The organism is Arenibacter sp. P308M17 (assembly GCF_003426735.1).
Taxonomy (GTDB): Bacteria; Bacteroidota; Bacteroidia; order Flavobacteriales; family Flavobacteriaceae; genus Arenibacter.
In genome coordinates this window covers 237592-250443 of record NZ_QVON01000007.1, presented here as the reverse complement: position 1 = coordinate 250443, position 12852 = coordinate 237592, and the positions used below count along the sequence as shown (strand labels likewise).

At 38.6% G+C, this 12852-nt stretch carries 16 protein-coding genes; 15 read left to right on the top strand and 1 reads right to left on the bottom strand.

The genetic code is table 11. The features are described from left to right. The first annotated feature begins 503 nt into the window (after nt 1-503). Complete coding sequence (locus tag D0S24_RS17265) at nt 504-1949, top strand: metallophosphoesterase family protein (protein WP_251795819.1); 1446 nt, start codon at nt 504-506, stop codon at nt 1947-1949. 377 nt (nt 1950-2326) lie between these two features. Here D0S24_RS17265 and D0S24_RS17260 read toward each other — a convergent pair whose 3' ends face one another. Further along, nucleotides 2327-3169 (bottom strand): AraC family transcriptional regulator, encoded by an 843-nt coding sequence (locus tag D0S24_RS17260; protein ID WP_117021081.1) that lies wholly within the window; start codon nt 3167-3169, stop codon nt 2327-2329. 375 nt (nt 3170-3544) lie between these two features. On the opposite strand from D0S24_RS17260, the gene D0S24_RS17255 reads away from it, so the two are divergent. The 14 genes from D0S24_RS17255 (at nt 3545) to D0S24_RS17185 (ending at nt 12469) form a co-directional block, all read left to right on the top strand. Continuing rightward, nucleotides 3545-4117 carry a Crp/Fnr family transcriptional regulator gene (locus D0S24_RS17255; protein ID WP_117021066.1) on the top strand — a complete coding sequence of 191 codons (573 nt, stop codon included), beginning with the start codon at nt 3545-3547 and terminating at the stop codon, nt 4115-4117. 89 nt (nt 4118-4206) lie between these two features. Beyond that, nucleotides 4207-4593, top strand: a complete 387-nt coding sequence (locus D0S24_RS17250) for a VOC family protein (RefSeq protein ID WP_117021065.1) — start codon at nt 4207-4209, stop codon at nt 4591-4593. A gap of 22 nt (nt 4594-4615) precedes the next feature. Further along, a complete protein-coding gene (locus D0S24_RS17245) occupies nt 4616-4987 on the top strand; it encodes a DoxX family membrane protein (RefSeq protein ID WP_117021064.1) in 372 nt (123 codons plus the stop codon). Between the two features lie 7 nt (nt 4988-4994). Then, on the top strand, nt 4995-5417 hold the full coding sequence (locus tag D0S24_RS17240; RefSeq protein WP_117021063.1) for a VOC family protein: 423 nt from the start codon (nt 4995-4997) through the stop codon (nt 5415-5417). A 102-nt stretch (nt 5418-5519) separates the two neighbouring features. Beyond that, on the top strand, nt 5520-5957 hold the full coding sequence (locus tag D0S24_RS17235) for an SRPBCC domain-containing protein (RefSeq protein ID WP_117021062.1): 438 nt from the start codon (nt 5520-5522) through the stop codon (nt 5955-5957). Between the two features lie 8 nt (nt 5958-5965). Continuing rightward, a complete protein-coding gene (locus tag D0S24_RS17230; protein WP_117021061.1) occupies nt 5966-6361 on the top strand; it encodes a DUF1801 domain-containing protein in 396 nt (131 codons plus the stop codon). 12 nt (nt 6362-6373) lie between these two features. Further along, nucleotides 6374-6796: an SRPBCC family protein gene (locus D0S24_RS17225; RefSeq protein WP_117021060.1), complete on the top strand. Its 423-nt coding sequence runs from the start codon at nt 6374-6376 to the stop codon at nt 6794-6796. Between the two features lies 1 nt (nt 6797). Continuing rightward, nucleotides 6798-7256: an SRPBCC domain-containing protein gene (locus D0S24_RS17220; protein WP_117021059.1), complete on the top strand. Its 459-nt coding sequence runs from the start codon at nt 6798-6800 to the stop codon at nt 7254-7256. 26 nt (nt 7257-7282) lie between these two features. Beyond that, on the top strand, nt 7283-7900 hold the full coding sequence (locus tag D0S24_RS17215; RefSeq protein ID WP_117021058.1) for a DinB family protein: 618 nt from the start codon (nt 7283-7285) through the stop codon (nt 7898-7900). A 166-nt stretch (nt 7901-8066) separates the two neighbouring features. Then, complete coding sequence (locus D0S24_RS21375) at nt 8067-8198, top strand: hypothetical protein (protein WP_258922838.1); 132 nt, start codon at nt 8067-8069, stop codon at nt 8196-8198. 192 nt (nt 8199-8390) lie between these two features. Then, entirely contained in the window at nt 8391-9119 is a 729-nt protein-coding gene (locus D0S24_RS17210) for a helix-turn-helix domain-containing protein (protein ID WP_117021057.1), read from the top strand. Between the two features lie 72 nt (nt 9120-9191). Beyond that, nucleotides 9192-9740: a dihydrofolate reductase family protein gene (locus tag D0S24_RS17205; protein WP_117021056.1), complete on the top strand. Its 549-nt coding sequence runs from the start codon at nt 9192-9194 to the stop codon at nt 9738-9740. A 337-nt stretch (nt 9741-10077) separates the two neighbouring features. Then, nucleotides 10078-11175, top strand: coding sequence for an ATP-binding protein (locus tag D0S24_RS17195; RefSeq protein WP_117021054.1), 1098 nt, complete (start codon nt 10078-10080; stop codon nt 11173-11175). Nucleotides 11176-11641: 466 nt separating this feature from the next. Beyond that, nucleotides 11642-12469 carry a GIY-YIG nuclease family protein gene (locus tag D0S24_RS17185; RefSeq protein WP_147321475.1) on the top strand — a complete coding sequence of 276 codons (828 nt, stop codon included), beginning with the start codon at nt 11642-11644 and terminating at the stop codon, nt 12467-12469. Nucleotides 12470-12852 lie beyond the last annotated feature (383 nt).

Here is a 12852-nt window from a genome sequence, read left to right as displayed (position 1 = left end):
GAACGGCCTATTTTTATTTTAGTAGTAAATCAAGGAGTTTTCACTTTGGCCTAAGGAAGGCGTCCAAAGAGCATTTCACCCAAGTGAAAGCGGTCTGGACGGTGCGGCGGTGGAAAGTCCGTAGATTTCAAGAAAATAAAAATCAGCCTAGCGTTTTTTGGTTCGTTTTTTGGGCGATGCAAAAAATGAACAGAAGATGAATTTGGGATATAAAATTCTATCTTTTTCCAATTCACACACAACTTTTGAGATTGATCCATGATATAAATTGATTCATGATATAATCGGTGTGTTTATTCGAAAATAGTTATCAATCTACAAAGGAAACGGTCTACATTCTTAGTCCTTTTTTATGGGTCACCACACTTGGAATATCCATTTAGGTTAAGATATATCATGAAATTATCAAGAAACCGTAAGGTGTAGGATATGCTGTCAAAAACCCTAGGTAATTCAAAGGAATCATATTATATTCGGAATTCAATTTATTTAATCCAAACGTAGTGAAACCGAAAATAATGGGAAAAATGCGCTTAACACAAAAACTAGGGTTTATCTTATTTATAATTATTATAGGCTGTAAGTCGCAACAGAAAAAAGCACTTCACACCCACTCCTCGGTCACGGGGCAGTCCTATTCCCATTCGCACAGCCATTATCCTGAGCACGATTCCATAACGGCACATAAAATAATATTTCCTTCCAAAGTTCCGGATAGGGTGATCGCCAATTTAACGGCAGATCCGGCCCATAGCATGGCGGTGAACTGGAGAACGGATCAACAAGTGGAAACCGGATTCGTTGAAATTGCCGTGGCTACGGATGGACCTGAGTTTTTATTGAAAGAGGTAAGAAGGGTGGAAGCGAAAAGTGAAATTTTTCAAAATCAGAACAGTAGGGAGCCTCTTGTAAAGGCTGTATTCCATTCTGCGGTAGTGGACAATTTACAACCAAAAACTACCTATATATATAGGGTAGGCAATGGAAAGGAGGGCAACGATGGTTGGAGCGAATGGTTTCAATATACTACGGCCAGTGCCACATCCGGTGATCCATTCAGTTTTATTTATTTTGGTGATGCCCAAAACAATCTGAAATCCCTTTGGTCCAGGGTAATACGAAGTTCTTACAGAAAATTCCCGGATGTGAATTTCATGTTGCATGCGGGCGACCTTATAAATGACAGGGATGCCAATTTGGAATGGGGAGAATGGTTTTATGCAGGAAGTTTTATCCATGCTACGGTGCCAAGTGTTATGACGCCGGGTAATCATGAATACCGGGATGGTGTTTTAACTTCTCTGTGGAGACCACAATTTACATTGCCCGAAAATGGGCCAATTGAGGAATTAAAGGAAACGTGCTTTACAATTGATTATCATGACATGAAATTGATTTCTATAGATAGCGAAGGTTATGATGAAAGTATGGAGTCCCGTAAGGCACAGATAAAATGGTTGGATTCCGTATTGCAATCCAACACTAAAAAATGGATAACCATTTTTACGCATTATCCGGTTTATTCTACCAAGGAAGGACGGGATAATTGGGAACTGAGGGAAGGTATAAAGCCTTTGATAGATAAGTACGGGGTAGATTTGGTATTGCAAGGGCATGACCATACCTACGCCAGGGGTTTTCCCGAAAATAAGGGTAAAGGTTTAACCGTAGTTAAGGATGCGGGCACTGTTTATGCCGTTTCTGTCAGCGGTCCTAAAATGTACGAATCCCAGGATCAGGATTGGATGGTACGAAGGGGAGAGTTTACCCAATTATTTCAAATTATTACGGTTGTCAACGATACCATTAAATATGAGGCATATACTCCTATAGGCAGGCTTTATGATGCCTTCGACCTCATTAAGAAGGACGGCAAAAAACAGCTGATCAATAGGGTGCCGGACAGTCCGATCCGACTGAAGAAAGATTTTGTGGAAGAGGAGAAATAGAGTATTCCCTACATTTTTACGCTTCCCTATGGGATGTTCATGGAAGTTTGGTCGAGAGTATCCCGATGGCTAGGGAGCGCCTTTTTATAAGAGTGGGCAGTAGCAGTTGGCAGGGAAAATGTTTCAGGTTCAGGTTTGTGTCATCTAGCTATAAACTTTTACTATAGTCTCTATGTCTAGCTTCTAGTTTTCCAGTATCTCAATTCTCACTACCCAATACTCATTATTGTATTTCTCCCCTCAATACACACCCCTAACCTCCCGCAAAAAGCGGGACAGGCACTCTCAAGAGGGGAATTTGATTATCCATCCCAGTTCCAGTATCCAGTCTATTTTCTAGCCTCTAATATCCATTATCCCATTACTCTCTACCAACATCATCGTTGTCTGCGGTAATCTGTAGGGGTAAGGCCTTTAATTTCTTTAAATTTCCTGTTGAAGTTAGCCAGGGTACCAAATCCACATTGCTCGGATATCATGGCAATGGAAAGGTCAGGGTTGTTATGGATAAGTTTACAGGCATTTTCAATTCGAATTTCGATCAAAAATTGGAAAAATGTTTTGTTGGTCCGTTTTTTAAAATAGCGGCAAAAGGAATTCTTGTTCATATGGGCCTTGTCGGCTACCTCTTCCAACGTAATGGGTCTATCATATTTTTCAATGGCATATCTAAAAACATCGTTCATACGTTTTCCCTCGTCGTCGGTATATTTCTTGTTATAAACAAAGGAAGATAGAGGGGACGTCTTTGCTGAACCGATCAAATTTATTATTTTTAAAAGCGTTGCTATTCTTTCCAACTTATTTTGATGGTCCAGTTTATGGAATAGTTTAGTGATTTTCCGTTTTTTGGAAAGCGCCTTCAATCCGTATTCCGAACCTTTAAAAAATGCCTTGGTTTCTGCCATGTCCGTCAGGGCGAAAAAATATTTTCCAAATCCGTCTTTTTTAAAAAATAAGGAATACATGATAGATTCTGCACTTTTGTCTAAATCACTTTTAAAGACATGGGGTACGTATTCTCCAATTACCAAAATATCGTTTTCCTTGTATTCGTTTATGGTGTCTGCTACAATTAAAGACCCAGAGCCTTTTACTACAAAGCTTATTTGTATTTCTTGATGTTGGTGAAGTTGCCCGTAAAAGATCCTTTCACGATCTTCTTGGTAGATGAGTACTTCATCTTTTGGCTTCGGTATTTTAAAGGGCAGTACTTTCAAGACTTGTTTTTGCAAATAATATTCAAAAATATAAAATTACTTGGTTTTTGGGCTAATATAGTGTAGATTTTGCTCTTATGGATGAATCATGGTAATACCAAGACTAGTTTCCTGTCAACCCTACTTTAGCCATCCCAAGCCTTGTTATTTTTCACCTGGCCTTCGTTAAAAAACAGTTCCGTAGCTACGGCTATGCAACATTTTTTCGCCTTGGCCAGATAAAAAATAACGGCGACTTAAACGACACAGTAGCATTGACACGACACTAGGTGGAACAAGCCATTTTCTTAATTCTTCAGGATTTACTCGGTAAAAATCATTGTTCCAAAACATCAATTTTGTTTAAATTAGCTTGTAATTATTTGGTCATAGAAAATGAAAGACGAACTGCTACAACAAGTATATAATCATCCCCTCATTGAAACCCACGAACTCACCAACCTTATCAATGCGCACAAAAGAGTAAGCTTTAAAAAAGGGGATTTCATACTAAAACAGGGTGATATTGCCGATGGTTATATGATACTCGAAAACGGGTTGATGCGCTCGTTTGCCTTTGATTATAATGGAAATGACATTACCACCGATTTTTTCTGCAATTATGATATTGCCATAGAAGTACTCTCATTATTTCAAAGAATTCCGACCAATGAAAACATTCAGGCACTGACCGATTGTGAATGCTGGAAGTTGGATTTTGATCCGTTCCAAGAATTGTATCACTCCATCCCTGGATTTTCTGAATGGGGCCGACTTTGGATGACCAATAGCTTGTTTCATTTCAAGCAACGATCAGTGGAAATGGTGACTATTTCCGCCAAAGAACGCTACTTGCAGCTCATCAAGGAAAAGCCTCAAGTTATTTTACAATCGCCACTAAAAAATATTGCCAGTTATTTGGGGATTACAGATACCTCATTCAGTAGAATACGGAAAGAAATTTCTTAATAAAGCATTTCTTGCCATAAGACAAGTTCTGTTTCTAAGTGTCAGATTACATTTGCTATTCATCAATAATTGTTTAATACGAAATATATATGAATAGGAATATTATCTGCTGGTTTGAAATTTATGCCGACCATGTGGAAAGGGCAAAAATGTTCTATACAGACGTTTTAGGGACTGAATTTCACGATTCACCAACAGCTTTTGGGGACGATTTTAAAATGTCCTTCTTTTCGCCATCCGAAAATAAAGGGGTCAGCGGCGCATTGATAGAAATGAAGGGCGCAAGAATTGGCAATAACAGCAATACGTCAACTATTGTTTATTTTCCTTGTAAGGACTGTAGCGTTGAAGAAAGTCGTGTGGAAAAAGCAGGCGGTAAAATTGTTAAACCAAAAATGTCCATTGGCGAACATGGTTTTATAAGTCTTTGTATCGATAGTGAGTGTAACACTTTCGGGTTATATTCTATGGAATAATCAGTTTAAAATTTTTAAATAGATGAAAATCTTCAAATTTATTCTTTGCCTGCTGTTCGGTTTGATGTTTATCAATGCCGGAGCGGATAAATTTTTCCACTATATGCCAGTTCCGCCATTGGAACCTGAAATAATGAAGGTTGCCGAAGCCTTTATGGCCATAAGCTGGCTGATGCCTTTGGTTGCCACTGTGGAAATTGTTGGTGGGTTATTATTTGTTTTTCCAAAAACAAGGGTTTTAGGGGCCATTGTGATATTGCCTGTGATGGTCGGGATAATTATTCACAACGCGGTTTACATGCCATCTGGTTTGATCATTGCAGGTGCCCTTTTTCTTATTGACCTATGGGTGCTTTACGATAATAAAGAACAATTTCAATCCCTTATTAAATAAATTTACTATGACACTAAATCCTTATCTTAATTTTGACGACAATGCCGAAGAAGCATTCCGTTTTTACCACACTATTTTTGGCGGCGAATTTTTTATCCAAAAGATGGACCAAGCACCTGGCACCGAAAATTTACCGGAAAGCGAAAAGAACCGTTCCATGCATGTTTCCATTTCCATTGGTAAAAATCAATTTCTTATGGCGTCGGACTGTTTGCCAAGTCAGGGCCACGTTTTAACGCAGGGCAACAGCAATTATATTTCCATTACGCCGGATTCCCGTGAGGAAGCAGATAGATTGTTCAACGGACTTTCAGCTGGGGGCAAGGTAGAAATGCCAATGGACGATATGTTTTGGGGCGATTATTTTGGATCGTTCGTGGACAAATTTGGTGTTTGCTGGATGATCAATTTCCCATCAAATGCAAAGTAAAAGTTAAAATCTTACAAGCCTGAACAATCTAAAAAATTCAATTGGCATCAATCAAAAAAATAAACTCGGTTTGTTTGGGCCTGTATATTAAAATAAAAAAAAATGACACTCAACATAAAAGCAAGGATCCAGATTCAAAAACCCATCAACGAAGTTTTTGAAAATATGGTGGACCCTGATAAAATGAGACAGTATTTTATAGGAAGTAGCACAGGAAGAATAGCAGAAAATGCTGAACTCATCTGGACATTTCCCGAGTTTGACGAAAAATGTCCCGTAACTATAGGGCAGTGTATTCCCAACAAAAAAATAGCCTTTGTTTGGGACCCTGAAACTGTTGTAGAAATAGAACTTCTGGAGCAAGCTGACAAAAGCACCCTGGTAATAGTTACGGAAGGCCGTAAAGAGGTGAATGAAAAAAACATTAAATGGTTTGCAGGAAATACTGAAGGTTGGGCAAACTTCCTTGCCTGCCTGAAAGCATTTTCCGAGTACCATATCAATCTTAGAAAAGGGGCATTTGAATTTTTAAAAAAGTAAAAGTCGGTATGAATACTGATATTGAAAAATACATCAGCAATTTGGAAGACAAGGACGACCGGGATATTTGCTTTGAATTACAAGATCTTATAGATACCAATCTGGTTTTTACCGAAAGTAAAATTTGGCACGCACATCCTGTTTGGTTTATCAACGGCAACCCAATTGTTGGTTTTAGCAAATTGAAACATCAGGTGCGATTGATGTTCTGGAGCGGACAATCATTTGATGAAGAAAAGTTGAATCTGAAAGGCGAAAAATTTAAAGATGCCGCTATTGGTTATACCGATGTGGAACAAGTAAATGCCGAAGAGCTAAAACGTTGGCTTAAAAAAGCGGAAGGCATTCAATGGGATTATAAAAATATTGTAAAGCGCAAAGGACAATTGGAACGTTTAATGTGAAAAATCGTAATCATGAACACAAAAATATTAACCATTGATATTGTAGTAAAAAGTTCCATAGAAAATGTATGGAAGACCTATACCAGGCCCCGGCATATTGTCAACTGGAATTTTGCATCCAACGATTGGCATTGCCCAAGGGTAGAAAATGATTTGAAAGTTGGCGGTACCTATCTTGCCCGGATGGAAGCAAAAGATGGCAGTTTTGGTTTTGATTTTAAGGCGGTGTATGACGACGTTATTTCTCAAAAAAAACTAACTTATATTTTGGAAGATGGCAGAAAGGTAACCACACTTTTCGAGCCATTAAAGGATGCCGTGAAGGTCACCACCAATTTTGAAGCGGAAAATCAAAACCCCTTGGATATGCAAAAAGCCGGTTGGCAAGCCATATTGAACAATTTTAAAAAGTATACCGAACGAAATTTGGAATAAAATGAAAACAAAAAGGTATAAAATTAATATCAATACTACTGCAAGCAAAGTTTATAATTTGATGCTTGGTCTTGAAAACAAAAAAACCTATGAAGCTTGGACCGCCTTGTTCGATCCAACCTCGACCTATGAGGGCAGTTGGGACAAAGGCTCAAAAATGTTATTTGTTGGAACTGATGAACAAGGCAAGAAAGGGGGTATGATTGCCGAAATTGCCGAGAACATTCCCAATAAGTTCATCTCCATTAAACATTATGGAATTATAGAAAATGACCAAGAAATTCTTGATGGCCCAAAAGTGAAAAGCTGGGCCGGGTCCATGGAAAACTATACCTTTTCTGAAACCAATGGCGTTACAACGATCACTGTTGAGGTTGACAGTAATGAAGAATACATTGACTATTTTGACAAAACCTGGCCAAAAGCTTTGGATAAATTGAAAGCATTATCAGAATCATAAACTACCAACCTTAAAATCAGATCAAAATGAAACTGCTCAAAAAAAATCTTATTCTATTATTGGTTCTTACTGCGATACCTTTAATAGCAAAAGCTCAAGAAAGCTCTAAAAACGACAAAGCATTTGCTTTAAATTATTATCAGGAAACTTTGGATAATCTTGGTAAAAGCGTTAACGGACTCAGTGAATCGCAATTGCATTTCAAAGTATCGGACAGCACTTGGTCCATAAGTCAATGTTTGGAACATATTATTAAGACCGAACCTATGATTTTTGGAATGGTAAAAGGCTATATGGAGCAGCCCGCAAATCCGGAGCGCAGAAAGGAGATCAAACTTAGTGATGAGGAAATCATTAAAATGGTTACCGACCGAAGTACAAAATTTAAAGCCCCGGAAATTCTTAAGGGAGAGGGCAAATACATGGATGCGGAAGTTGCTTTGAACGATTTGAAAAGCCAACGGGTAGAAATCCTATCATATATGGAAATCACCCCAATGGAGGAATTACGAAACCGTGTGAACGATTCACCAGCTGGCGCAACGGATGCGTATCAATCGTTGTTATTTTTGGCCGGACATACAGTGCGGCACACCCTTCAAATTGAAGAAATTAAAGCGGTCGCCAATTTTCCTGAAAATTGATGTAATGGCTTTAGTGTTTTTTATATTGTGCTGTTAATTCGTGACCTCAAGAGGACAGGGTTCAAACTTTTTAAAGGAAGATATCGAGATTATCCTTAAAAGATCATTTCATATTGGAAGTACTACATTTTAATTCGTCAATAAATTTTATTTTTAAAATAAAGGGATGGGCCGTTTCTTAAATATTCTTTTTCTAGAGGCCTATAAATGGCTTTCGGGCTATGTACTTTTTACAAATTATGGATACGGAGAAAAACTTGGAAACGAGTTATGGGATTATTTTGAAAGGGAATATTAAATTTTAACTAAGTCGACTGAAAATTAGACCCAACAAAGAAATGTATAAAACATGCTTGGGGCGTAGCCTAAATTTCTAGTTTCAATTTCTTATTTTCGTTTGGTCACGTGGGACTGGACACAGCTTGGAAACCAGCCACGTTTCATATATAAAGGTTGGCGGTCCTTCTAACGAACGACAACACTGAGACCAATGAAGTACAAAATAATAAAACCTTACAGAGAATTAGAGCCCTTTATCCATTTCTATTGGGAGCTGAAAGGAAACGAGTTGGAAAGCCAAAGGGAACGGGTTTTCCCAGATGGTTGTAGTGGTATATTAATGAATTTAGGAGATAATTGTTTAACTGACAACGGCTCGGTTTTAATGGAGTTTGGAAAAACTTATGTGGTCGGAGCAATGAGTTCATTTAAAGATAGCGTTATTGATACTGATACACATTTAATAGGTGCATGCCTAAAACCTGGAACTTTCAGAAATTTCTATGCCTCACGTAATGAATTGATTAACGACACAGTTGAATTTGAAAAATCTCAATCATTTAATCTTGATAAAGCATTTGAAAATCCTTTTAATTATTTTGACCATTTCTTTTCATCAAAACTAAAAAGCAAAAATTACCACCTTCAATCAATTATCAATGATATTCATTCCACGAAAGGGCAACTTGGTATCTACGAATTATCAAAACGAAATTGCACAACAGTAAGACAGCTAGAACGTAATTTTAAAAAGCTTATTGGCCTATCCCCAAAAAAATATTCAAATATTATCCGTTTTAGGAATGCTATGAGTTTAATCAAATATTCAAAGCAAAATCGGAGTTTATTGGATATTGCTTTTGAATGTGGATATTATGACCATTCCCACCTTACCAATGTAATAAAGCAATATACGGGTCTTCTTCCCTCCGACCTTTAAAATGTCGTTTTTTTCCAAAGCAAAGCCTTTGGGGTATACCTACTTTTGTGGAAAATTAAAATTTTACATCAAATGAGAAAAATAAAACTATTTATAGCGACCAGTTTAGACGGATTTATAGCCCAACCAAATGATGACCTTAGTTTCTTAAAACTGGTTGAAAAAGAAGGAGAAGATTATGGTTATGCAGCATTTACATCAACTATAGATACTATTATCATCGGTCGTAAAACCTATGATTATGTGGTAAAGGAGATTGGTGCTTCGCATTACGATAATGGCGAAAGAGATGTTTATGTCATTACAAGAACAGAACGTCCAGATAATGGCAGAATCAAATTTTATACGGGCAATTTAGAAGATCTGGTAACCAAGCTCAAAAGCGAAAAGGGAAAAGGCATTTATTGTGATGGTGGTTCTGAGGTCATTAACAAACTACTTAAAGATGATCTCATAGATGAACTTACTATTTCCGTTGTGCCCATTCTTGTTGGAAATGGTACAAGATTGTTTAACGAAGGAAGACCAGAGCAATTATTGGAATTTGTAAGTGTAAAAACATTTGAAACTGGATTGACTCAATTGTATTACACTCGAAAGAGGAAAAGTGACAAATTATAGATGTTAACCCAAAGCTATTTGGAGGCTACTAAAATCAGGGAATTTGCAATTCTCCAGTTGGAGCGGGCCTGTCTTTGTCGGCAGACAGGCGTCACGCCCGTGGCTTCCCTTAACTTTACTGTCCAGTTAGCCATTAGGCCGTCTCAAGTACAGCTCCTTTCCCGCCACTTTGCATATATTGACCAAAAATCCCTAAATGGGAAGAAATAAAAAGGATCAAAACCTTTATTATATGATAACGGTCTAACTTCTTTTATCGATATTTTTTCCCGCTTAAAAGAACATCTCCCGGATATTCCTTATTTTAGCACACATTCATACCGAATCAGAAGCCCCTATGAAGAGCTCTCCCGAAGACCGGCCTGACCTGGAAACCTTTTTTCGTTTATCTCACGATAACCTTTGCATTGCCGGATACGATGGCTACTTCAGAAGGGTAAATCCTGCCTTTGTAAAGCTTATGGGCTATAGTGAGGAAGAACTGTTTGCTGTCCCCATAAGCTCTTTTGTACACCCGCAGGACAGGGAATTAACAGCTGAGACACGGGCCCTCCTTCTGGAAGATAAACCCCTGCTTAACTATGAAAACCGCTATATAACAAAAGCTGGCAAGATAGTGTGGCTTACCTGGACTTCCATTCCGGATCAAGCTAAAGAACTAATATATGCCGTCTCCAAAAATATAACCCATATTAAAAAACTGGAAGAGGATCGACAGCTGCTGATAAAGGACCTTACGGCCATAAATTCTGGACTTAAACAGCTCACTTATTCCATTTCTCACGACCTGAGGTCCCCTGTAAGCAATATGATGTCGCTCTTCAGTTTACTTGATCGTTCGCAAATAAATGATGAAGAAAGCTTAGTGTACCTTGACCTGCTGGTAAAATCGGTGCATGAATTAAAGGACACCCTGGATGATCAGATGGAGCATTTAAAGGATACCCTGTTACTAAGATCTACCTTGGAACAGGTTCCCCTAAAAGATGTGTTCCAGGCCACCACAGATTCCATTCGCAGTTTAGTTGAAGCCTCTGGAGCTACATTTGTGACCGACTTCTCCGAAGTGGAATTTGTTTCGGGGAATAGCTTTTATCTGTACAGCATCTTTTTGAACCTCATTACCAATTCCATCAAATATGCCAGACCGGGGATTCCACCCGTAATAAGCATTACCTCAAAAAAAGACCGCGATGCTTCCCAGCTGCTGTTTTCGGATAACGGAACAGGTTTTGACATGGAAAAAGATGGAAATAAAATCTTCGGACTGAAGCAGGTCTTTACCGATCATGGCAACAGTAATGGTATCGGCCTTTTTCTGGTGAAGAACTATATGAACAACCTAGGAGGTACCATTACAGTGTCTAGTCAGGTAAATTCAGGTGCTACCTTCTGCCTGACTTTTCCAGATCAGCGGGACCAGGATCCACAATAAGCATACTTGTTGCTGAACTGGTTTCCGATTTTTTAGTTAATCAAGGTTGCCGGATCTGGGCAATAATACGGTGAGTTCTGAACCCCGTTAGCGCGAGCCCGCTTGTTCGAACGCCATGGGCGGGCTCGTGCCTTCCCTTAACTTGGCAGGGCAACTAGCCAATAGACAGACCAAATGCTACTGAAGTTCCACCACTTTACTTATATTAACGGAAAATCCCAAAATTGTAAGAAATACTAAAGATTAAACCTCATAGCACGTTAAGCTAGAAGCGGCACCCCAAAGCCCAATAGAAATAAAATAAGCCGCACCCTTGGATAGCTTATGTCTATAAATGGCTGAATGATACCATAAATGCGGACAATATTTTAGAAATTTTAGATAATGATCTAGCCAAGGAGATAACGATAGAATATGAATTGGATGGGAGATTTTTTTAACATTGCCGATTTCCCAACTAGCTTTTTTGAACAAGTCCTTTACGTATATTCGCAGCATGCAGGGGAAAATTGTAATAAACGTCTTGAAGGAAAATGGGTTTGGGGATCTTCCATCCTCTCCCGGAGTATATTATTTCTTTGATCAAAAGGATAATCTCGTTTACATTGGCAAGAGTATCGATATCCGTAAGCGGGTACAACAGCATTTTTCAGGTAAGGATAGAAAATCCATTAAGATCCAAATCCATGTGTGCAGGGTGTCCTTTGAAGTAATGGGAAGCGATCTTATCGCACTACTTTATGAATCCGAGCTTATTAAATTGCACCAACCCCTATATAACCGTTCACAGCGGAGGACTATTTACCAATATGGCCTATACAGGAAGGAAATAGGTGGTTATGTAGGACTTGGAATAGATAGGATTTCTTTGGACGAGGAGGCTATTACTTCATTTACTTCCATCCGGGAAGCAAAAGAAACCCTGTATAGGATAACCGAAAAATACGGGTTGTGCCAAAAGATAAATGGGCTTTATAAAACAATGGGATCCTGTTTTCAGTTTCAGATAAAGGCTTGTCATGGAGCTTGCCTGGGAGTTGAACATCCTTCCGATTACAATGCACGAGTGGAGACATTCATAAATGCCACCACGATTGTACGGTTTACCCGCTTGTTCGAGGTGGAGGGCAGGGACGATGACGAATTGGGTCTGGTATATATAGAAAATGGGGTGTATAAGGGGTTTGGTTTTTGTCCAAAAACTACCAAAAGGAACAAATTAAACTATATAGTGCCGCGTCAGGACAATAAGGATATCAAAAGGATATTGATCCGGCACCTCATAAATAGTTAGTGCTTGCATACGGTATATAAAGGGCCGGCCAATGATCATCCGTTAGAAAATATTCGCCATTTATTGGGCAAGATCAAATTTAACGGTTTTTATGTATATAGGGACCATCCTTTATTTTGGTTGCCCAACCAGCATTAGGTAGTCTCAAATTCCGATCCTGTTCCAATACTTTGGCATATATTAACCAAAAATCCTTAAATTGGAGGAAATAAAAAGGTCCCCTTTTTTTATTCCAAAAACCTCAAACTTCGTTTGGCCTTTTCCATAAAAAAAAGATTTGCTGTCGCACATCCAGCAAAGCTCCGCTTTGAAAATAGCACAAACAAAAAAACGCTCAAGCAAGCTTGGCGTTTTTTCTTGTTGTACTATTTATTCGTGACCTC

Coding starts and splice junctions, on each gene's coding strand:
- D0S24_RS17255 (WP_117021066.1), top strand. CDS start 3,545: ATGAAAGACGAACTGCTACAACAAGTATATAATCATCCCCTCATTGAA.
- D0S24_RS17250 (WP_117021065.1), top strand. CDS start 4,207: ATGAATAGGAATATTATCTGCTGGTTTGAAATTTATGCCGACCATGTG.
- D0S24_RS17245 (WP_117021064.1), top strand. CDS start 4,616: ATGAAAATCTTCAAATTTATTCTTTGCCTGCTGTTCGGTTTGATGTTT.
- D0S24_RS17240 (WP_117021063.1), top strand. CDS start 4,995: ATGACACTAAATCCTTATCTTAATTTTGACGACAATGCCGAAGAAGCA.
- D0S24_RS17235 (WP_117021062.1), top strand. CDS start 5,520: ATGACACTCAACATAAAAGCAAGGATCCAGATTCAAAAACCCATCAAC.
- D0S24_RS17230 (WP_117021061.1), top strand. CDS start 5,966: ATGAATACTGATATTGAAAAATACATCAGCAATTTGGAAGACAAGGAC.
- D0S24_RS17225 (WP_117021060.1), top strand. CDS start 6,374: ATGAACACAAAAATATTAACCATTGATATTGTAGTAAAAAGTTCCATA.
- D0S24_RS17220 (WP_117021059.1), top strand. CDS start 6,798: ATGAAAACAAAAAGGTATAAAATTAATATCAATACTACTGCAAGCAAA.
- D0S24_RS17215 (WP_117021058.1), top strand. CDS start 7,283: ATGAAACTGCTCAAAAAAAATCTTATTCTATTATTGGTTCTTACTGCG.
- D0S24_RS21375 (WP_258922838.1), top strand. CDS start 8,067: ATGGGCCGTTTCTTAAATATTCTTTTTCTAGAGGCCTATAAATGGCTT.
- D0S24_RS17210 (WP_117021057.1), top strand. CDS start 8,391: ATGAAGTACAAAATAATAAAACCTTACAGAGAATTAGAGCCCTTTATC.
- D0S24_RS17205 (WP_117021056.1), top strand. CDS start 9,192: ATGAGAAAAATAAAACTATTTATAGCGACCAGTTTAGACGGATTTATA.
- D0S24_RS17195 (WP_117021054.1), top strand. CDS start 10,078: ATGAAGAGCTCTCCCGAAGACCGGCCTGACCTGGAAACCTTTTTTCGT.